Origin of the sequence: Nocardia caishijiensis NBRC 108228 (genome assembly GCF_001612825.1) — a bacterium.
GTDB classification, from domain to species: Bacteria; Actinomycetota; Actinomycetes; order Mycobacteriales; family Mycobacteriaceae; genus Nocardia; species Nocardia caishijiensis.
Map to the genome: position 1 here is coordinate 229,122 of NZ_BDBE01000034.1, position 21,085 is coordinate 250,206.

A 21,085-nucleotide genomic window follows, 5' to 3' on the forward strand; every position below is an offset into this window, starting at 1 on the left:
ACCTGCCCGGCTGTGAGATGATAAATAAGAATCTATCTCATTGAATCACGCGATCGGACCCGGTCCGATTCGGCCAGCCAGGAGAGCAAGTGTCTGATTCCGCCACGCCAACCGTCGACGCCGCCGAGATCATCGTGCGCAACCCGGCGTCCGGAGAGTCGGTCGGTACCGTCGCCGTCGCCGGCCCGGCCGAGGTCGCCGCGGCGGCGGCCGCACTGCGCGCGGCGCAGCCGAGATGGGACTCGATCACCCCGGCCGGGCGCAAGCAGTGGCTGCTGAAGTTGCAGGACTGGGTGCTCGACAATGCCGCCGTGCTGGCGGATTCGATTCAGGACGAGTCGGGAAAGCCGAGGGTCGAGGCCGAGGTGGAGGTCGCCTTCACCGTCGATCTTCTCGGTTACTACGCGCGCCACGCGGCCGAGTTCCTGGCCGACACCACCGTGAGTCCGCACAGCCCGCTGATGCGGGTCAAGAAATTGACCACCGCGTACATGCCGTACCCGGTGGTCGGCATCATCACGCCGTGGAACTTCCCGCTCGCCATGGTGGCCGCCGATGTCGTTCCGGCGCTCGCGGCGGGCGCGGCGGTCCTGCTCAAGCCGTCGGAGGTGACCCCGCTGACGCCGCTGGTCCTGGCACGCGGCTGGGCCGAGATCGGCGCGCCGCCGGTGTTCACGGTCGTCTCCGGGGCGGGCGAGACCGGTGCCGCGGTGGTCGACAACTCCGACTTCGTCCAGTTCACCGGGTCCGGTGGCACCGGGCGTCGGATCGCCGTCGCGTGCGCGGAACAGACGCGGCCCTACAGCCTCGAGATGGGCGGCAAGGACGCGGCGATCGTATTGGCCGACGCCGACCTCGACCGCGCGGTCAACGGCATCGCCTTCGGCGCGCTGACCAACGCCGGTCAGCTGTGTGTGTCGGTCGAGCGGGTGTATGTCGAGGCGCCGGTGTACGACGCGTTCGTGGACAAGCTGGTCGCCCACGTCGAGACGCTGCGGCTCGGTCGTGACGACCGCGGCGGCAATGTCGACATGGGCCCGCTCGCCAACGAAGCGCAGGTCGCGATCGTCACCCGCCACGTCGAGGAGGCGATCGCCAAGGGTGCGCGCGCACTCACCGGCGGCAAGGCGACAGGGGAGGGCAACTTCTTCGAGCCGACCGTGTTGGTCGATGTCGATCATTCGATGTCGTGCATCACCGAGGAGACCTTCGGTCCCACGATCCCGGTCATCAAGGTCGCCGACGAGAACGAAGCCGTCCGCCTGGCCAACGACTCCGAGTACGGCCTGTCGGCCTCGGTGTGGACGGGTAGCAAGTCCCGTGGGCAGGCCATCGCCCGGCGGCTGGCCGTCGGCGCGGTGAACATCAACGACGCCACCATCAACCTGTTCAATTTCGCTCTCCCGCACGGTGGTTGGGGCCAGTCCGGCACCGGCTACCGATTCGGCGGCGCGGACGGCCTGCGCAAGTACTGCCGCAAACAGGCGATCACCGCGCCCGCCTTGCCGACGCAGAAGAAGGAACTCGTCTGGTACCCGTACAGCCTGAAGAACTTCGGGATCATGCGCTCCGCGATGCGCGCGACCGGTGCGCGCGGGCGGCGCCGGTTCGGTCGGTAACCATCAGTGGGTTCCGTCGGCTTGGCGCGCCACGGCCTGCGCGTCCAGTGGACGGAACCCCGGTGCGATGTGGTCGCGGGCGAACCGGCGCGCGGCCGCCTCGTCGTCGAGGGGGATGACCGTCGGCCTGGTCAGCACCAGCGACAGCGCGGTGCGGGCCACCATCTCGGCGACGGGCAGCGGATCGTAGGCGGGCAGCTTGCCGTCCTGCTGCAGGCGGGTGATGAACTCGGCGATGAAGTCGCGCCCGAGTTCGATCACCGGCGAGCCGCCGGTCGTGAGGTAGGGCAGCACGGTGGCGGCGTCGGTGGCGAGCAGCCGGTCGAGCAGCGGGTTCTGGCGCAGACCGAGCGCGAAGACGACGAACAGTTCGATGATCTGGTCCTCGGCGCTGGCGCCGTCGTCGGCCTGCTTGCGCAGCGAGGCGTCGGCCTGGGTCAGCAGGCGGCGCACCTGCCACAGCCCGACCGCCTGGACGACATCGTCCTTCTTGCCGAACCGGCGGTACAGCGTCGCCAAGGACAGCCCGCCGCGGCGGGCCACCTCGGCCATGCTGGTGCGTTTGATCCCGAAGTCGAGGAACGCGGCGAGGGCGCCGTTCAGGATGTCGGCGTTGTCCCGTTCCACGCCGCCGTGGCCGCGGATCCGGGCCAGCAATCGGATCGGCTCAGCCATCGCCGTACCCCCTCGTCCTGAACGTGAGACCGAAAATCGGGTGTGGATCCGTCACCGGTCCACCGCCTCACCGTACTCAGACGAGCGGCCGTCCGAGTCGGTGGCGCCGCCGCATGTCCCAGAGCACCGTGGTGTACGGGAAGAGTCGAGCGCGCGCGGGCAGCCGACCGTAGACCACGCCGATGCAGCGGAACAGCAGCCGGTGCCGCCGTTCCTGCGCGTCGGTCCACGGCAGATAGAGCTGGGCGCGCATGGGTGCGGGCAGCAGGCCGATCACCGCGAAGCGGTGGAAGTTCGCCAGCCAGCGCGGACGCGGCACGTTGCGCAAGCCGATCAGCTTGCGCAGGTATTCGGCGACCACGTCGTCGATCCGCATGGTCGCCAATCCGGCGTCGAAGTAACGTTCGAACTCGTCCAGGTCGGCGGGCCACATGTCCGGCCGCATCTGCAGACCGGTGCCGAACCTGGCGCCGTACTGGACGAAGACCTCCTTGGTGTCGCGGTCCAGCGGCCCGTACAGGCGTTCGTGGATGTCGAGGACGCCCCAGCACAGGCAGACCGCGACCCACTTCTGCAGTTCGGGATCGAAGGCGTTGTACTTCACCGAGGCGCCCGGAGTCGAGCGCACGCGACGATGTACCCCGCCGACGGCCTCCCGATAGATGTCGCGGTCGGCCTCGGTGCCGAGCATCGCCACCGCGATGTAGGTGAGCGTGGTGCGCAGTCGCTTCCACGGGTGCACGTCGGCGCGGCCCGACTCGACGGTGCTCTCGACCACGCCGTAGCCGACGGGTCGGTTCGCGAGCTGCACGATCACATTCGCGCCCGCCCCGGCGAAGGCGCCGATACCGTCGAGGAATCGCTCGATCTGAAAGTCGTCGACCGTGCCGTATCGGCACCGAGGAACATCGCCGTGGTCACGCACTGTGGGCGGTGTGGGCACAGTTGAGGCGTTGCACATGGTCCCGCGTCTCCTTGGTCGGTAGCTGCTGAGGCGATGATACATTGAGAAGGTATTCATCAAATCAACTCAGGCAGTATTCGTCTACCTTCCGATCCGTCGTCGACGCGGGGCCGAGACGCTGTGACAGACTCGCCGGTGGTTGCGCGCGGACGCACCGCACAGCACCACCGAGCGAGAGGACCCGACATGTCGGAGGCGAAGCGGATCAGCTGGGGCAAGCCGCGCACACCCACCGACGCCGACCGCGCTGCCCTGCGCGCGGACCTGCTCACCCGTGCCCGCGCGGTCCGCGCCGACGGCTGGGCCAACCGCGCCGAATGGACGGCGGGCCAGGTGTCGGCCGTCGCCTACCTCCTCGGCGACAGCGATGTCCTCACCGAACTCGAGGAGTCCGAGGGGACGGTCCTGAGCCGCTACGCCGCCGAACTCTTCGGCTTCCACGGCGGCCGCAAGGACATCGAAACCGGCCTGGCCGGTACGCAGGCCTGGTTCGACACCGTCCGCGCAGCCCTCGACGCCTGATACCCGTGGGCCACGTGCCCGACGCCGCGTCGGTTCAGCGGGCGCCTTCTATCCGCTCGCGCAAGGTGGTCAGGCCGGGTCCGGTGAGATCCGCGCAGTAGGCGACGCGGCTCGCCATCGCCATGGTCAACGCGATCGTCGTGCCGCGAACCAGTGCTCCGGTGCCGTGGGTGAAGGGACCGTCGGTGGCTTCCAGGCGCAGTCCCTCGATCAGGGTGCGGCTGGGGACGGTGAAGTCGCGTTCGGCGAAGAACGTGGCGACGGCGGTGGTCGCCTCGAGCGACGGCGTCGTGGTCAGTCCGAGGGGGCGCCGGATGTCCTGGCCGTGGACCACGACTTCACCGAGCCACGCGGCGGTGTCCCCGGAGGGCGCGGTGGTGCTGTCGAGGATCGCCGTGAACTTGTCGAGTGTCTCGGCGGGCGTCGCTCCCCGGTGTTCGGCCTTGCGCCGCTCGTTGTGCTTGTCGAAGTCGAACCGCGCCCCGACGACGCTGACCAGCCAGCGCAATCGGCCGGTACTCGCACCCGCGGTGAGGTGGGTGACCACGTCTTCGACGGTCCAGGCACCGCACAGCGACGGCTGCTGCCACTGCTCGTCGTCGAGGCGGGCGAGATCGGCCGCGAGTGCGGCGCGTTCGGCATGCGTCATCGCCCAGAGCGTGGCGCGGGAATCGGGCACGAGAACCTCCGAGGCACCCTCGATCGCCGGGCGCCGTGGTGCCGGGCGACGTCCCGATCTGTAGACGACGCCGCCCCGGCGAATTGATCGGTGTCAGGAGGTTCGCAGCACGCAGCGGGTCGTGGAGTAGATGGTCGGCACGCATTCGTTGCAGTGCGTGCACAGCGACGGTGTCGCCCGGTCGACCTGCCAGCGACGGATCAGGTCGGGTTCGCGCAGCAGCGCACGGCCCATGGCGACGAAATCGAAGCCCTCGGCGCGGGCCTGCTCGGCGCCGGTCAGGTCGGTGATGCCGCCGAGCAGGATCAGCGGCATCGTCAGCTCCGCCCGGAAGCGTCGGGCCTTGTCCAGCAGATAGCCGGGTCGATACGGGTATTCGCGCAGGAACTTGCCGCCGACGAGCTGGAAACCCCAGCGCACCGGAATCGGCAAGGCGCGGGCGAAGTTCCGGCGCGGGGCGTCACCGCGGAAGATGGCCATCGGGTTGAGCAGGGAGCTGCCCGCGGTGAGTTCGATGGCGTCGACGGCGCCGTCGTCCTGGAGCCAGCGGGCCACCCGCAGCGACTCCTCGATCGAGAACCCGCCGCGCACACCGTCTTCCATGGTGAGCTTGGCGGTGACGGCCATGTCGGCGCCCGCCGCGTCGCGCACGGCGCGCACCAGCTCTCGGGCCACTCGCGCCCGGTTCACCAGCGTTCCGCCGTATTCGTCGCGGCGCCGGTTCAGCAGTGGACTCAGGAAGGCGCTGGCCAGGTAGTTGTGGCCAAGATGTACCTCGACGGCGTCGAACCCGGAGTCCCGTGCCAGCCGTGCCGCCCGCGCGTGTGCCGCGACGACCTCGGCGATGCCGAGTGCGTCGGGCACCTTGGTGAACCGCATGCCGAGCGGGTTGAACATCCGGCTCGGCGCCAGCGCGGGCGCCCCGTTCGACCGGGCGTTCGCCACCGGTCCCGCGTGCCCGAGCTGCGCACTCACCGCCGCGCCCTCGGCATGCACGGCGTCGGTGAGCCGTCGCAGCCCCGGCACCGCCTCTTGGCGCATCCAGATCTGCTGACGATCGGTGCGCCCACCCGGGGCGACCGCGCAGTAGGCGACCGTCGTCATCGCGACCCCACCGGCGGCGACCTCCCGATGGAACTCCACCAGCTCGTCGGTGACCAGCGCGTCGGGGGTGCGTCCCTCGAAGGTGGCCGCCTTGAGCACGCGGTTGCGCAGGGTGAGGGGACCGAGTCGGGCAGGCGCGAGAACATCGCTCATCCCCGAAGTGAAACACGTTTCAGTTCGGGGCGGCAACGGAACCGTCCGCTCAGTGGGCCGAAATCGACCTACCAGCGGTCAGGGGTGACCGGAGCGTCCCAGGCCTTGGCGAAGCGGGTCTTGTCCTTGGTGTCCACTTCCTTGCGCCGGTACACGATGTACGGGCGGGTGAGGTAACCGATGGGTGCGCTGAACATGTGCACCAGCCGGGTGTACGGCCAGGCCGCGACCAGCGCGAGCACCACGAGCCCGTGCAGCTGGAAGGTCCACGGCACGCCGACCATCAGCTCGGGTTCGGGGTTGATGGTGAACAGGCCGCGGAACCACGGCGACACGGTGTCGCGGTAGTTGTAGGTGCCCCACAGCAGGTTCGAGCCCCAGGTGTTGAGCAGCCCGGTGACCAGCGCCAACGTGAGCAAGGTGTACATCATGATGTCGTTGCGGCTGGTCGCTTTGCGCACGGCGGGCACGACGATCCGGCGATAGCACAGGATGGCCACGCCGGCCACCACCATCAGTCCCGCGACCGAACCGGCCCCGACCGCGACCAGGTGATAGGTGTGCTCGGAGATGCCGAGCGCCGCCGTCCACGACTGCGGAATCAACAGACCCATCACATGCCCGCCGAACACCCCGAGCATGCCGAAGTGGAACAGCGGACTACCCAGCTGCAACAGCTTGGACTCGTAGATCTGCGAGGACCGCGTGGTCCACCCGAACTGGTCGAACCGGTAGCGCCAGACATGGCCGAGCACAAAGGAAGTCGCGGCGATGTAGGGCAGGATCAGCCACAGGCCTTCGGGGAGCGGAATGGTGGCGTTCATCGGCGTCCTTCTGTGGCGTCGAAGAGGGCGGGGTCCATGGCGAAGGGTTCCAGGCCGACCTCTTCCTCGGGCGGGCCCTGGGCGGCGAGTTCGGCGATGCGGCGGCGGTCGGCGGTGGTCACCGGCGGCAGGGTCGCCAGGACCGCCGCGAGGACACCGGCGTACGTGGAGTTGTTGTCGCCCAGCGACAACCGAAGCAGTTCCAGCACCGGAACGTGCTCACCGAGCAGGCGTTCACCGCCGACCGGGTCGACGGTGGCGGCGAACTCGAGCAGCACCGGCAGGTGGTCGGGCAGTTCCTCGTCGCCGAGTTCGGCACCGGCCTGGCGGTAGGCGTGCTTGAAACGCAGCAGCGCCATGCCCCGTTTGCGGGTGTCGCCGTAGGCGTAGAACGTCAGGTGCAGGCTGGCCCGGCGGCGCATGTCGAAGGTCTCGACATAGCTCTTTGCCACCTCGATGTCCGGGGTGTCGCGCAGGTAGGCGAGCACCGGCTCGAAGTGTGCGCGCACCTCGTCGGGCAATTGTGCTGCGGCAGAGGAGATCTGGTCGAGAAGAGCGAGGGTCTGTTCGCCCGGATAGTCCAGCAGCAATGCCGCCAGGCGCCAGACCATGCGTCGCTCGTGCTCGGCCAGCGCGAGGACGGGCTCGGGTCGACGACGGATCGAGAGCAGGCTCATCGCCGGTCCTCCCGTGCTTCCTCGGTCATGCGCCGGTACGCCGCGAGCAGACCCGCGACCCCGTAATCGGTGGTCTCGGTGCCGTAGGCCACCGCCGGTGTCGCCGACCGATGTCCCGTGGCGCGAGCGTGCCTGATGTGCCCGGCCGTCCCGGTCGTGCTCATGAGGTCACCCCGCTGACAGCCGGGTCGGTGGCTTCGGCGCCGTTGCCTCCGCCACCGGTTCCGGCGCCGTTGCCGGTGTGGCCGTTGCCGTTGCCGTTGCCGGGCAGCAGGCCCGCGGTGGAGCGACCGTCCCAGTTGAGCAGGTTGATCCGCCCCGACTTCTCCTCCGGTGCGGCCTGATTCGTGTCGGCGAGGGAGAACTTCTCCACCACCTGGTCGAACGCCGTCATGCCGGGCCCGCCGTCGGTATCGAGGCTGCACCCGGTGGCCAGCGAATCCAGTTCGTGCGCACGGGACGTCGCGCCGGTGGGGATCACATAGCGGTGCTCGTACTTGGCGATGGCCAGCAGCCGGTACATCGCCTCGATCTCCTCGGGCTCGAGCCCGATCGATGGCGCGATGCCGGGCGCGGGCTCCTCACCGAGATTCACCGACCGCATGAACGCACGCATCCCCGCGAGCCGTTGCAGCGCGGCCCGCACCGGCCCGATCTCCCCGGCGGTGAACAGCTCGGCCAGGTAGCCGATCGGAATGCGCAGTGCGTCGATGGCGCCGAACAGGTTGCCCGCGTCCTCACCGTCGTGCCCGGTCTCGGTGAGCACGTCCACCACCGGCGACAGCGGCGGCACGTACCAGACCATCGGCATGGTGCGGTATTCCGGGTGCAGCGGCAGCGCGAGCTGGTAGTCGACGATCAGCTTGTACACCGGCGAATCCTGCGCGGCGGCAATCCATTCCGGCGAGATGCCCGCCTTCTCCGCCTCGGCGATCACGCGCGGGTCGTGCGGGTTGAGGAACACCCCGAGCTGAGAGGTGTACAGATCCTGCGGGTCGGTGACCTGCGCCGCCTCGAGCACCGCGTCGGCGTCGTAGAGCATCACGCCGATGTAGCGCAACCGGCCCACGCAGGTTTCCGAGCACACGGTCGGGATGCCGACCTCCACGCGCGGGTAGCAGAAGGTGCACTTCTCCGCCTTGCCCGTCTTGTGGTTGAAGTAGATCTTCTTGTACGGGCAGCCGGTGATGCACTGGCGCCAACCGCGGCATTTGTCCTGGTCGACGAGCACGATGCCGTCTTCCTCGCGCTTGTAGATCGCGCCCGACGGGCACGACGCGGCACACGAGGGATTGAGGCAGTGCTCGCAGATGCGCGGCAGGTAGAACATGAAGGTCTCTTCGAACTCCAGTTTCACCTTGTCCTCGAGCTTGCCGAGCAAGGGGTCCTTGCCGACCTGCTCGGGGCCCGAACCCAGGTCGTCGTCCCAGTTCGCGCCCCAGGTGACCTTGGTGTCCTCACCGGTGATCAGCGACTTCGGCCGCGCGACCGGAGTGGTGTCCGTCGGCGGCGACGACAGCAGGTTGTCGTAGTCGTAGCTCCACGGCTCGTAGTAGTCGTCGACCGTCGGCAGATCCGGGTTGGCGAAGATGTTCATCAACCGCTTGAACCGCGACCCCGACTTCAGGGTGAGCTTGCCGCGCTTGTTGAGCGTCCAGCCACCCTTCCACTTCTCCTGGTCCTCGTACTGGCGCGGATAGCCCTGTCCCGGACGGGTTTCCACATTGTTGAACCAGACGTACTCGGTGCCACCGCGATTGGTCCACGCCTGCTTGCAGGTGACCGAGCAGGTGTGGCAGCCGATGCACTTGTCCAGGTTCATGACCATGGCGAGCTGAGCCATTACGCGCATGACTATTCCGCCTCTCCGCGACTTTTGCGCACGGCTCGGGAGCCGTCGAGCGTCCTGCATGCGGGCGTGCGGTCGGATACCAATCCGGTTCTGGACGTGCCCGATGAGTTACCCGGACGGTTCGAAATCAGTTGTCGCCTGGGAGAACGAACAGAGTGGTCCATGTCAGTACTCGACTTCCTGGCTGCGGCGGCGGATGGTGGTGACCTCGTCGCGCTGGTTTCCGGTGGGGCCGTGGTAATTCAGCGCGAACGACTGCTGGGCGTAGCCGCCGATCAGGTGCGAGGGCTTGATCAGCACCCGGGTGAGCGCGTTGTGGATACCGCCGCGCTTGCCCTTGGCCTGCGGTGTCGTGTCCTCGGCGCCTTCGATACGCGGCACGTCGACCGCGCGGTCCTGGGCGTGGTACATGAACACCGTGCCCTCGGGCATGCGGTGCGAGACGATCGCGCGGGCAACGACCACACCGTTGCGGTTGATCGCCTCGATCCAATCGTTGTCGGCCACACCGATCTTCTTCGCGTCCACATCCGACATCCAGATCGTCTGACCACCACGCGAGAGCGTGAGCATGTGCAGGTTGTCCTGGTAGGCCGAGTGGATGGACCACTTCGAGTGTGGGGTCAGGTAGCGAACGGTGAGTCCGTTGCCGCTGACGTTGCCGATGCTCGGTTCCGCGAACAGCGCCGACATGTCCAGTGGCGGACGGAAGATCGGCAGTTGCTCACCGAGCTCGATCATCCAGTCGTGGTCGAGGTAGAAGTGCTGACGCCCGGTGAGGGTGTGCCACGGCTTGTTCCGCTCGACATTGATGGTGAACGGCGAGTACCGGCGGCCACCGCTCTCGCTGCCCGACCATTCCGGCGAGGTGATCACGGGCACCGGTCGCGCCTGGGTGTCGGCGAAGGTGATCTGCTTGCCCTCGGCCTCGGCGGCGAGGTCGGCCAGTTTCGTGCCGGTGCGCCGCTCGAGCTGGTGGAAACCCTCGACGGCGAGACGCCCGTTCGTGGTGCCCGACAGCGCGAGAATGGTCTCGGCGACGAAGGTGTCCTTCGCCAGCGACGGCCGCCCGGCCGCGATCCCGGACACCACGGTGCCGTTCTTGCCCGCGAGGTAGGCCACCTCTTTGTCCGGGTAGGTGGTGATGCCCTTGGTGGTCACCCCGAGCGTGTCGACCAGCGGACCGAGCGCCGCGAGCTTCTCGGCGATCTTGGTGTAGTCGCGTTCGATCTCGATGATCTTGGGCATGGTCTTGCCCGGAATCGGTTCGCACTCACCAGCTTTCCAGTCCAGCACTTTGCCGCCCGCCTGCGCGAGCGCATCCGGCGAGTCGTGCTGCAGCGGCACCGCGACGATGTCTTTCCTTGTGCCGAGGTGCTTTTCGGCCAGCCAGGAGAAGCCGCGCGCGATGCGGTGGAACGCCTCGAAGTCGGTCTTGGCCTCCCACGGCGGGGAGATGGCGGGGGAGAAGGCGTGCACGAAGGGGTGCATGTCGGTGGAGGACAGGTCGTGCTTCTCGTACCAGGTGGCGGCGGGCAGCACGATGTCGGCGAACAGGGTGGTGCTGGTCATGCGGAAGTCGAGGGCCAGCAGCAGATCCAGCTTGCCCTCGGCGCCTTCCTCACGCCATTCCAGCTCCTGGGGGCGCACGCCGGTGGCGTCGGTGGTCTGCAGGTTGGAGCCGCAGCCGAGCAGGTGCTTCTGGAAGTACTCGTTGCCCTTGCCCGAGGAGCCGAGCAGATTCGCGCGCCACACGGTGAGCACGCGCGGGAAGTTCTCGGGGGCGTCGGGGTCTTCGCAGGCGAAGCGCAGGTCGCCGGACTTGAGCCCGTCGACCACGTGCTCACCGGGGGTTTTACCCGCCGCCGCGGCTTCGTCGGCCAGGTCCAGTGGGTTGCGGTTGAACGTCGGGTAGCTCGGCATCCAGCCGAGACGACTCGCCAGCGCGATGTTGTCGGCGGCGGTGCGACCGGCGAACTTGCCCTTGCCCAGCGGGGAGGCGAACGAGTCCGAGGTGAACGGGTCGTAGCGCCACTGGTCGTTGGTCAGATACCAGAACACGGTGCCCTGCATCTGCCGCGGCGGGCGCTGCCAGTCGCTGGCCGAAGCCAGTGTGGCCCAACCGGTTACGGGTCGGCATTTCTCCTGGCCGACGTAGTGGGCCCAGCCGCCGCCGTTCTTGCCCTGGCAGCCGGTGAGCAGCGTGAGCGTGAAGAACGCGCGATAGATCTGGTCGGAGTGGAACCAGTGGTTGGTGCCCGCGCCCATCAGGATCATCGAACGACCACCGGAACGTTCGGCATTGTCGGCGAATTCGCGGCCGATGCGGGCGGCCTGCACGGCGGGCACACCGGTGATGGTTTCCTGCCAGGCCGGGGTGTAAGGCGACTCGGCGTCATCGTAACCCTTGGCCCACTCGCCGGGCAGGCCGTCGCGACCGAGGCCGTATTGGGCGAGCAGCAGGTCGAAAACGGTGGTGACCCGTTTGCCCGCAACGGTTTTCGTCGGCACACCTCGGATGATGGGTGCGGCGGTGTCGGTGTCGAAGCGGGGCAACGCGATGGTGGTCGGCGCCTCGTCGGAGTGACCGAGCAGGGTGAGCAGCGGGTCGACCCCTTCGAGATCGAGATTCCACTTGCCCGCGTCGGCCTCGTTGAACCGGTGTCCGAGGGAACCGTTGGGCACCACCGGGTTTCCGGCCTGATCCAGCAGCACCGGCTTGTGTTCGGCGTTCTCGTCGGTGCGGCCGAGGTCGGCCGCCGTCAGGAACTTGCCGGGCAGAGCGCCGCCCTGATCCGCCGCCTCGTCGAGACAGATCAGGTACGGCAGGTCGGTGTAGGACTTGATGTAGTCCAGGAACATCGGAGTCTGCTTCTCGAGGAAGAACTCCTTGAGCACCACGTGCCCCATCGCCATCGCCAGCGCCGCGTCGGTGCCGGGTCGCGCGGCCACCCATTCGTCGGCGAACTTGGTGTTGTCGGCGTAGTCGGGGGAGACCACCACGACCTTCTGGCCGCGATACCGCGCCTCGGTCATGTAGTGGGCGTCGGGGGTGCGGGTCACCGGGACGTTGGAACCCCACATGATGAGGTAACCCGCGTCGAACCAGTCGGCCGACTCCGGCACGTCGGTCTGGTCGCCGAACACCTGCGGTGAGGCCACCGGCAGGTCGGCGTACCAGTCGTAGAACGAGAGCATGTAACCGCCGAGCAGCGACACGAAACGCGCGCCCGTGGCATGGCTGACCATCGACATCGCCGGAATCGGCGAGAACCCGGCGACACGATCGGGACCGTACTGCTTGATCGTGTAAACGTGTGCGGCAGCGGCGATTTCGGCTGCCTCCCACCATTCGGCGCGCACGAACCCACCCTTGCCTCGGGCGTTCTTGTACGCCTTGGCCTTGGCCGGGTCCTCGACGATCGACTCCCAGGCCAGAACCGGGTCCTTCACCTCGGCCTTGGCCTTGCGGTACAGGTCGAGCAACGTGCCGCGCACATACGGGTAACGCACCCGCGCCGGGGAGTAGGTGTACCAGGAGAACGAGGCGCCACGGGGACAGCCACGCGGTTCGTACTCGGGCTTGTCCGAGCCGACCGACGGATAGTCGGTCTGCTGGGACTCCCAGGTGATCACGCCGTCCTTGACATAGATCTTCCACGAGCACGACCCGGTGCAGTTCACACCGTGGGTGGAACGCACCACCTTGTCGTGCGACCACCGGTCCCGGTAGAAGGCATCGGCATCGCGACCGCCGACCTTGAACACCGACCGTTGATCGGCGGAAACCTCACCGCGCTGAAAGTATTTTCCGAGCGTCAGCAGACTGTCACCGAGATCGGCGGGCGACGAACCATGAGTGCGCGAATTAACCACGACGCCCCCTTCGAGCTTGTGAAATCGGGCTGTTGGGCCAACTGTAAGGAGACGTTCCCGCCGGACAAAACGAACTTCTCACACCCCGGATCGACCCGCTGTGCGATGTGAGGTGGGCGAAATGTGGTGGTCACCCCCGCAACCGGCCGCCCACCTGTCGCACCTGACACCACCTGGGGGAATACCGATCGTGCGCGCCTTTCCCGGCGCTCGCGGGGCGGTTGGACGCCCAGGCGGTGATGCTTCGGAAACGACGGGTTCTCGGACGGTTTACATTTGTTTACACGCCCGCAGTGACCTGCGTCGCTCTGATCCGGGCACGACGAGGTCCCACCAGGATCTCGGTGCGTTGTCGGCGATGGAGTCGACCCGGTGGTGGCTGCTGATGGCCGGGTCGAAATGACCGGCGATCAGCGCGCGTGCGAGATCGCGACGGTCACCGCAGATCGACGTTCTTCAGCAGATTCCCATGTCGCCGAGGGTCTCGGCGGTGAGGATTCGGCAGGTCCACTCGTCGAGCCGCGTCGGGTCGGCCGACTCGATCGCTGTGCGCACGGTAGTCGGCACGTCACCGAACCGCTGCGTGAGCTGCAGGAGCAGAACCCGAGCCTGCCCTTCGACGCGGCCTTCGGCTCGGAGCATGTTCGCGGTTGTCATGAATGCCTCCTCCGCGTCAGGGCCGAGACGGCGGAACAGTGGGTGCAGGTCGGAGTCGGCGGTGTCGCCGACGTCTCGAATATACCGGAGGAAGGCGACCAGATCATCGGTGTCGATCTGGGCGAACGCTGAAAGCAAGGGCTCGAGGTCACGGTCGAGGTGTCGATTCTTCGGTGCGCGTTTGAGGAGTACACGCAGGATGAGAACAGCGGGGTGGGCAGCGTTGCGGTACAGATCGGGCAGCGGGGTCGCGGTGATGTCGTCGAGGATGAAGCACAGGCGTGGGACGAAGTCGGCGCAATGATCGGTGAGCCCTGTTGGGAGGTCCACCAGTTCGGCGACCTGGGTGGGGGCGGTCCAGGGTTTGCCGTCAGGACTGGCGCGCAAACCGCTTTCCGGCGTCAGCGTCGGTCATCGACGCCGACGCCGTGTCGCCGTAGTCCGTCGGCGATGTGTGCGGGGAACAGGGCGCTGGGCAGCATGATCGGCAGGCGGCCGTAGTAGAGGGCGCTCACCTCGGGCCGGACGGTGATCGAACCGATGGCGGTGTAGGGGACGCGCATGATCCAGGCAGGCGTGGTGAGAACGACTGCGTCGGAGCCGAATACGGCCGACAGTGCGGCGCCGGGGAACGCGCTGCGACGGTAGTGGTGAAGATATTTCCTCGGGGTGTGGGTGATGGTCCACACCCCGAGGATCACGCCGATGACCGGCGGCAGGACCGCACCCGGTGCGCCGAAGCGGTACCCACCGATGACGGCGAGTTCGAGGAACATCACCGCGAGCACCACCGCCACGGCGATACCGGCCGGGCGGAGCCAGGGCTGGCGGTGTGCGGCCTCGGCCAGCAGTTCGGCGGTGCCTGGCCCGGCGACAGTGGCGACGTGTGGCCGCGCGACGACCGGCAACGGGGGCAGTGGCGGCGGATCGTGCGGTGTCGGCTCACGCGTCGGGTCGCGCAGGTCGTCCAGCCGGGCGACGAGGTCGTCGGGCCACAGCCGCCGGGGCATGACGATCCGCATACCGTCGAACCGCAACACCGCGACCCGTCGCGACGCCGTCAACGCGGTGACCCGGTCGTAGGCGATCCGGGACAGGGCGTGGGGTTCGCACAGGTCGAGTCCGTCGGCACCGAGCCGCACGGCCGAGGTCGAGATCGGGTCCTCGTGGCGGGTGACGCTCGACAGCAATTTGCGCATGGACCGGTAGGTGCTGCCGTAGTAGATGACCACGAGCAGCCCGGTGGTCGACACGATCACCGCCGGGGCAGCGCCGAGCACCGACAGGAACAGGATGTAGAGCGGTGCCGTGAGAACCGTCCAGGCCAGGGCGGGCTTCACGCTCAGCCATCGAGCATGATGGGCGTTGAGCTCAGCGACGCTGCTCGGTGTCGAGGTGAAGGTGTTGTCCGGATTTTCGAGTCGCGGCAGATAGGAGGCCGGTTCGGCGAATGGAGCCGAGTCGGACGCGGAGATGGGGGCGGAATCGAGGGTTGGCCCCTGGTCGGTCATGCGAGCAGATTAATCAGCCGAGCTGCTGCTGTCGTGCGTGAGCAGGCGAGGTCTACGGGTCGGGCAGTTCCTCGGGGTCGACCTCCGCGAACGTGCCAACCCATGTGTGCGGTGGCCGTGGGGGATTCGGCTCGCCGGGGCGGTGCACGCCGATGACGTGCCAGCCAGCGGTGACGGCGGCGTCGAGTTCGTCCGGATGGTCGGACAGAAACAGGGTTTCGCTCGCGGCGACGCCGATGCGGGTCGTGATGGTCTGGTACGAGGCGGCCGCACGTTTCGGCCCCGCGCTCACCAGGTCGAAATGGTCGGTGATGAGGGGTGAGAGGTCACCGGAGTCGGCGTAGGCGAACCAATCTCGTTGGTTGCGTTCGGAACCCGAGGAATAGATGTAGAGGGTGTGACCGGCGGCGTGCCAGGCACGGAGTGCGGGGACGACGTCGTCGAAGAAGCGGCCGTGCAGGTCGCCCGCGCGGAACCCCTCGGCGCAGATCGCGCCCTGGGCGGCCTTGAGCGGTTCGGCCTTGACGTCGGAATGCAGCCAGCCGGTGAGGATTTCGGCGATCCGGTCGGTGCTCGCCTCGGGTTCGCCTGTGAGTTCACGGGTCTGGGAGATGACCGATTCGGCTGCCCCGGTGGCATTCTCGGCCAACCAGGTGGGCAGATGTTTCTCGGTGTAGCCGTAGAGGTCGGTGCGCACCGAATCGGTGGGACTGGTGGTGCCCTCGATGTCGAGGACGATGGCGCGGATCACGCGAGCAACTCGTCCAGGGTGGGGAAACCGGCGCTGATCTTGTCACCGGTGAAATCGCCGACCCAGCCGTCGGCCTCCTCGAAGAAGCGGATGGCGATGAAGTCGGGGCGAGCGCCCATGTCGAACCAGTGCAGGGTGCCCGCGGGGACCGAAAGCAGGTCGCCCGCCTCGCACACCGTGGCCAGCACCGCATCGTCGATGTGCAGGTAGAAGCAGCCGCGACCGGCGGCGAAGAAGCGCACCTCGTCCTCGGCGTGCCGGTGCTCGTCGAGGAACTTGGTACGCGCGCCCGCCGCCGTGGCGGGCCAGTCGGGGTTCGCGTCGTCGGGGTGGATGCGGGCGATGTCGATGTGCTGGTAGCGGCCCGAGGTGTTCAGCTCGGCGATCCGCGGCGCGTAATGGGCGAGCAGGGTGTCGGAGTCGGCGGTCGTGGCGTCGGCGAGCACCTCCCAGCGGGAGAAGGCGATGCCGTGCCTGGACAGCTCGGCGCCGATCTCGGCCGTGTCGGTGGTGCGCACCCGGACGTCGGCGGCGTTGTCGGCCGCCATCACTTGCAGCAGGGTCATCTCGGTCCGATCTCGAAGGGAGTGGCGTCGGTACGTCCGGTGCGGGCGATCAACTCGCACAGTGCTTCCAGACATTCGGCGCGATCACGCGCCTGAGCAAGAGTGTCACCCCAGGCGGTGATGCCGTGCCCGGTGATGAACAGAATCGGTGCGGCACCGGGATTTTCGCGCAGGTAGTACTCGATGTCGGCGCCGATGCGCGTGACGTCGGGCCAGTTCGCGAACACCGGGACGTCCACCGTCGACGGGTCGTCGAGCCCGAAGCCCTTGATGAGTTCGTAGCCGCTGATCCGCACCGTGTCGCCCGGCTGGGCGGTGGTCGCCAGGGCGGTGGCGAACGGCGAGTGCACGTGCACGACGGCACCGGCGGCGCGCGTGCGGTACACGGCGGTGTGAATGCTGGTCTCGGCGGACGGTTTTCGATTCTGACCCGGGTACGCGGTCGTATCGACGATGCGGACGCGCACCGCATCGTGCTCGGTCAGTTCGCCTTTCGACAACCCACTGGCGGTGATCAGCGCATCGTCTCCCGATCGCACCGAGATGTTGCCCGCCGTACCGGGCATCCAGCCGCGCTCGTAGAGCTGACGAGCGACACTGGCAAGAGCGATGCCTGCCGTGCCGTTCACGGCGCCTGCGGCCGTAGGGGTCGCAGGGCTGGCAGCGCGAGGATCCGCGGCGCGGCCGTTCTCGTCGAAATCGTCGGTGTTGCGGTAGACCACACCGTTCTCGGTGACCACCGCGGTGACCAGATCGGCAGGCGTCACATCGAAGGCCGGGTTGAACACGGCGGTCCCGGCTGGTGCGGCCTCGACTCCACCGAACCCGGTGACCTCCGCGGCGGCCCGCTGTTCGACGACGATCTGCGCGCCGGTCGCCATCGCGGTATCGCGGGTGGACTCCGGCGCGACGACGATGAACGGAATGCCGTGATGGCGCGCGGCCAGCGCGAGACCGAAGGTGCCGATCTTGTTGGCGACGTCGCCGTTGGCGGTGATCCGGTCGGCACCGACGAGCACGGCGTCGACCTGCCCCGTCGCCATCGCCCACGCGGCGGCCGAGTCGATGGTGAGCCGGTGCGGGATGCCCGCCTCGGCCAGCTCCCAGGCGGTGAGCCGCGCGCCCTGGAGCAGCGGCCGGGTCTCGTCCACGATCACATCGGTGACCACACCGCGCTCGTGCAGTACCCGCAGCGCGCCGATCGCGGTCCCCACCGCGCTGGTGGCCAGGCGTCCGGTGTTGCAGTGCGTGAGCAGGCGCAACGACCGTGCGCCGCACAGCTGCTGCACGAGGTCGGCGGCGTGGGTGGCGGCGGCACGGTTCACCCGCGCGTCCTCGGCGAGCAGGTCGAGCGTCTCGGCCAGCACCGCGTCGGCGCCCTCCGCGATCCTCGTCCGAACCCGACTCACGGCCCACGCGAGGTTCACCGCAGTCGGTCGAGCTGCCGCGATCCGATCCGCATCGGCCTGCACCGCCGCCACATCGACGACCTCGCGAGTGGAACCGAGCAGCCGATTGTCTTCCCCCGCCCTAACGGCGAGTTCGTCGTGCCGGTCGAGCGTCACTGCGTCGGTGGACGCCGTGTTCGTCGATCCGCTCTCGTCGGGGGCATCGACCGCCGCGGCTCTGATGCTGGGCCGGGCGTTCGCCGATCCGGTCTTGCCAGGCGCATCGACCGCTCCGGCTTCGACACTGGGCGGCGTGTTCGTCGGTTCGTTCTTGCCAGGCGTATCGCCTGCTCCGATCGTGGACGCCGTGTTCGTCGGCCCGGTCTCGTCGGACGCACCGACCGCTCCAGTTCCGACGCCGGACGCCGTGTTCGTCGATCCGCTCTCGTCGGGCGCGGACGTGTCCGGCTGTGCGACGGCAGGTGCGAAGGGGCGGGTGTGCGCGCGGGTGGCGATGACCACACCGAACGCACCGGCGATACCGATGGCGGGCGCGCCGCGAATGGCGAGCGTGGTGATCGCGTCGATCACCTGATCGACGGTCGTCAATCGCAGCTCACGCACCTCGTGCGGCAGCCCGCGCTGGTCGATGGTGACGAGCGCACCGTCGTCCCAGGTCAGGGAACTGTCGTCCATCGGGGTGTCCTCACTGCGAGACTGTCTATCCGCCGGTAGACGATATCCGACCAGGTCGAGGCTGTCGGGACCCGATCCTGACCTGGACAGACACGCAACCGGCCGGCCGCTCGGTGGGTGTGGCCTGGCACTACTCGGCAACGAACTCGGCCTCGCGTTCCACCGCGTCGATCGTGGCCTGGGGGACCTGGATCGGCCCGGGTGTGTAGGTGATCGCGCGGAGGGCGCCGGTGTAGCGGAATGGGCCGCGGCGTTCGCGCAGGTCCCAGGAGACGGGACCGCGGGCGTCGACGCCGACGGAGATGCCGGTCCACGGGGCCATGCCGACGAGCTGGACCTGGTCGGTGAGTTCCGCCAACGGCGTGCCGTCGGCCTCGACGACGAAGTCCCAGCGCAGGTGCGGGCGCACGGTGGCACGGACGGTGATCTCACGGGTGCCTTCGGGCAGCGGTGTGCCTATCGAGGTGTAGCGGCCGTAACTGTTCACCCCGAGCACCACCTCACCGTCGTCGATGTAGAGCAGGTACCCGCCGAGCGGGTCACCGTGGGCGACGAGCACGCCCTCGTCGCCGACCCGGTATCCGGATCGCGCCGCCCGGCCGTCGGGAGCACCTGCCTCGGCGTTCCCGGTGAGGTCGGCGGTGATGGTGAAGTCGCGGTAGGCGATGAGTCGCTGGGAGCGGTAACGCTCGAGGGTCGGCGTGCCGGGCAGCAACCGGACGGGTTCGGCGAAGCGCGCCTCCGCCGGACGCCTGCGGAACAGGTCGGCACGGGTCAGCAGGGGGAAAACGGTATTGGCCCAGGCGGATTCGTCCCAGGCGGCGGCGAGTTCGGCGGCCTTGTCGGGGTGCTGAGCCGAGATGTCGTGCAGTTCGGTCGGGTCGGCGCGCACGTCGAAGAGCTGCCAGTCGGGTGCGTCGAGGTCGGTGCCCACTTCGTGGAGCGAGAGCAGTTTCCAGCCGTCGCGGTAGTAGCCGCGGTGACCGGTCATCTCCGAGTACTGCTCGGTGTGTCGGCTCGGTGCGGCGGGGTCTCGCAACACCTCGGCGGCGGACACACCGTCGAAGTCCTTGGCCGGTAGTCCGTTGCGCACCGAGGGTCGCCGCACCCCGGCGAACTCGAGCAGGGTGGGCGCCAGGTCGGTGACATAGGCGTACTCGTGCCTGATCCCGCCGTCGGTGTCGTTGCGCGGCAACCCTTTCGGCCACGACACGATCAGCGGCACCCGCACCCCACCGGCGAAGGTCTGCCCCTTGTAGAAGCGGAACGGCGTGTTCGACGCCTGTCCCCACCCGCGCGGATAGTGCACGCCGAGTTTCGCCGTGCCGATCAGGTCCTCGTCGTGGGGGACATCGCCCACCCAGTCGGGATCGTCGATATGAGCGAACTCGGCGAAGTAGGACCGCGTGCCTTCCGGTCCGCCCTCGGCGGTGCCGCCGTTGTCGGAGGTGAACACGATGACGGTGTTGTCGAGTTCGCCCAGCTCCTCGAGCAGGTCGACGATGCGCCCCAGGCTCTGGTCGATGCTGTCGACCATGCCCGCGTACACCTCCATGTACCTGGCGTACCGGCGCTGCTCGTCGGCGGAAAGCGAATCCCATTCCGCTGCTTCGTAACCCGGCTCGGTGTTGCGTGGCTTCTGCTGGGTGCCCGGCGGGAAGAGTCCCTGCGCCACCTGCTCGGCGAACCGCTTGCGGCGCAACTCGTCCCAGCCCTCGGCGTAGCGACCGCGGTACTTCGCCTGATCCTCGGCTCTGGCTTGCAAGGGCCCGTGCATGGCGACGTGCGCGAAGTACAGGAAGAACGGTTTCGTCGCGTCGTGGGCACGCAGGTCTTTGATATAGGACAGCGCCTTGTCGGTGAGATCGTCGGTGAGGTAATAGCCGGGCGGGTACTCCTCGACATCCACCACCGAACTGTCGGAAACCAGCTGATTCGGGTAGTAGAAGGAGTTCAGGCCCTCGAGCGAGCCGTAATAGCGGTCGAATCCGCGCTGGGTCGGCCACGAATCCCGGTGCGCCGCCGGATTCATCGTGGCATCACGCACCAGATGCCATTTGCCCACCGCATAGGTCGCATATCCGTTGTCCCGCAGGATTTCCGGCAGGGTGAGTACGTCGTCGGCGAGTTCGAGCCGCAAGCCGGGATAGCCCGGGTCGGCATTGGCGACGAAACCGAATCCCGCCCGGTGCGGGTTGATGCCGGTGAGCAACGCGGCGCGCGAGGGCGAGCACAACGGCGTGGTGTGGTAATTCGACAGGCGCACCCCAGCCGCGGCGAGCCGATCCAGCGTTGGCGTGTCGATTTCGGAACCGTACGGGCCGATATCGCTGTAGCCCATATCGTCGACGAGGACGACGACGATATTCGGCGCACCGGCGGGCGCGGCGACGGGCGTTGTCCAATCCGGTGTGGAATCGGCCGAGGTGCGCCCGATCGAGCCTGCGAAAGATTCGTAACCGCGAGCGTGGGGTGGAACTGGCATTCACGCAGTGAACTGCACAAAACGGCTGGTCACCAGGATTAGGTGCAGCCTGCGCGGAATCGGTGACCCCGGTGGCGCGCATTGTT

The 21,085-nt window shown here is 67.9% G+C and carries 17 protein-coding genes; 2 read left to right on the plus strand and 15 right to left on the minus strand.

All coding sequences use genetic code 11. The annotated features are described in order from the left end of the window. Nucleotides 1-89: 89 nt before the first annotated feature. On the plus strand, nucleotides 90-1,619 hold the full coding sequence (locus NC7_RS19270) for an aldehyde dehydrogenase family protein (RefSeq protein ID WP_067985048.1): 1,530 nt from the start codon (nucleotides 90-92) through the stop codon (nucleotides 1,617-1,619). A gap of 3 nt (nucleotides 1,620-1,622) precedes the next feature. Here the strand turns inward: NC7_RS19270 and NC7_RS19275 are convergent, their stop codons facing one another. Next, nucleotides 1,623-2,294: a TetR/AcrR family transcriptional regulator gene (locus NC7_RS19275; RefSeq protein ID WP_067985049.1), complete on the minus strand. Its 672-nt coding sequence runs from the start codon at nucleotides 2,292-2,294 to the stop codon at nucleotides 1,623-1,625. Between the two features lie 76 nt (nucleotides 2,295-2,370). Further along, the gene (locus NC7_RS19280) at nucleotides 2,371-3,255 is read right to left on the minus strand and encodes an oxygenase MpaB family protein (protein ID WP_084458606.1); all 885 of its coding nucleotides are present in this window, start codon (nucleotides 3,253-3,255) and stop codon (nucleotides 2,371-2,373) included. A 189-nt stretch (nucleotides 3,256-3,444) separates the two neighbouring features. Between NC7_RS19280 and NC7_RS19285 the strand changes: the two genes are divergently transcribed. Next, the gene (locus NC7_RS19285; RefSeq protein ID WP_067985053.1) at nucleotides 3,445-3,780 is read left to right on the plus strand and encodes a hypothetical protein; all 336 of its coding nucleotides are present in this window, start codon (nucleotides 3,445-3,447) and stop codon (nucleotides 3,778-3,780) included. 34 nt (nucleotides 3,781-3,814) lie between these two features. Here the strand turns inward: NC7_RS19285 and NC7_RS19290 are convergent, their stop codons facing one another. The 13 genes from NC7_RS19290 to NC7_RS19345 form a co-directional block, all read right to left on the minus strand. Further along, nucleotides 3,815-4,459: a maleylpyruvate isomerase family mycothiol-dependent enzyme gene (locus tag NC7_RS19290; protein WP_307613602.1), complete on the minus strand. Its 645-nt coding sequence runs from the start codon at nucleotides 4,457-4,459 to the stop codon at nucleotides 3,815-3,817. 93 nt (nucleotides 4,460-4,552) lie between these two features. Next, on the minus strand, nucleotides 4,553-5,716 hold the full coding sequence (locus NC7_RS19295; RefSeq protein ID WP_067985055.1) for an NADH:flavin oxidoreductase: 1,164 nt from the start codon (nucleotides 5,714-5,716) through the stop codon (nucleotides 4,553-4,555). 68 nt (nucleotides 5,717-5,784) lie between these two features. Next, a complete protein-coding gene (gene narI, locus NC7_RS19300; RefSeq protein WP_067985057.1) occupies nucleotides 5,785-6,540 on the minus strand; it encodes a respiratory nitrate reductase subunit gamma in 756 nt (251 codons plus the stop codon). Further along, nucleotides 6,537-7,217, minus strand: a complete 681-nt coding sequence (narJ, locus tag NC7_RS19305; protein ID WP_067985059.1) for a nitrate reductase molybdenum cofactor assembly chaperone — start codon at nucleotides 7,215-7,217, stop codon at nucleotides 6,537-6,539. Before narJ ends, narI begins: the two co-directional genes overlap by 4 nt. After that, a complete protein-coding gene (locus tag NC7_RS29235; protein ID WP_157102077.1) occupies nucleotides 7,214-7,381 on the minus strand; it encodes a hypothetical protein in 168 nt (55 codons plus the stop codon). The genes narJ and NC7_RS29235 overlap by 4 nt, the downstream gene beginning before the upstream one ends. Further along, nucleotides 7,378-9,060: a nitrate reductase subunit beta gene (narH, locus tag NC7_RS19310; RefSeq protein ID WP_067985061.1), complete on the minus strand. Its 1,683-nt coding sequence runs from the start codon at nucleotides 9,058-9,060 to the stop codon at nucleotides 7,378-7,380. The genes NC7_RS29235 and narH overlap by 4 nt, the downstream gene beginning before the upstream one ends. Before the next feature lie 174 nt (nucleotides 9,061-9,234). Continuing rightward, a complete protein-coding gene (locus NC7_RS19315) occupies nucleotides 9,235-12,945 on the minus strand; it encodes a nitrate reductase subunit alpha (RefSeq protein ID WP_067985063.1) in 3,711 nt (1,236 codons plus the stop codon). A 456-nt stretch (nucleotides 12,946-13,401) separates the two neighbouring features. Continuing rightward, nucleotides 13,402-13,989, minus strand: a complete 588-nt coding sequence (locus tag NC7_RS28615; protein WP_084458607.1) for an RpnC/YadD family protein — start codon at nucleotides 13,987-13,989, stop codon at nucleotides 13,402-13,404. A gap of 14 nt (nucleotides 13,990-14,003) precedes the next feature. Further along, entirely contained in the window at nucleotides 14,004-15,113 is a 1,110-nt protein-coding gene (locus tag NC7_RS19325) for a hypothetical protein (RefSeq protein WP_067985064.1), read from the minus strand. Between the two features lie 52 nt (nucleotides 15,114-15,165). Beyond that, nucleotides 15,166-15,864: an acireductone synthase gene (gene mtnC, locus NC7_RS19330; protein ID WP_067985066.1), complete on the minus strand. Its 699-nt coding sequence runs from the start codon at nucleotides 15,862-15,864 to the stop codon at nucleotides 15,166-15,168. After that, complete coding sequence (locus tag NC7_RS19335; protein ID WP_067985068.1) at nucleotides 15,861-16,430, minus strand: 1,2-dihydroxy-3-keto-5-methylthiopentene dioxygenase; 570 nt, start codon at nucleotides 16,428-16,430, stop codon at nucleotides 15,861-15,863. Before NC7_RS19335 ends, mtnC begins: the two co-directional genes overlap by 4 nt. Then, complete coding sequence (mtnA, locus tag NC7_RS19340; protein ID WP_236573487.1) at nucleotides 16,427-18,514, minus strand: S-methyl-5-thioribose-1-phosphate isomerase; 2,088 nt, start codon at nucleotides 18,512-18,514, stop codon at nucleotides 16,427-16,429. The genes NC7_RS19335 and mtnA overlap by 4 nt, the downstream gene beginning before the upstream one ends. 130 nt (nucleotides 18,515-18,644) lie before the next feature. After that, on the minus strand, nucleotides 18,645-20,999 hold the full coding sequence (locus tag NC7_RS19345) for an arylsulfatase (protein WP_067985070.1): 2,355 nt from the start codon (nucleotides 20,997-20,999) through the stop codon (nucleotides 18,645-18,647). Between the last annotated feature and the right edge of the window lie 86 nt (nucleotides 21,000-21,085).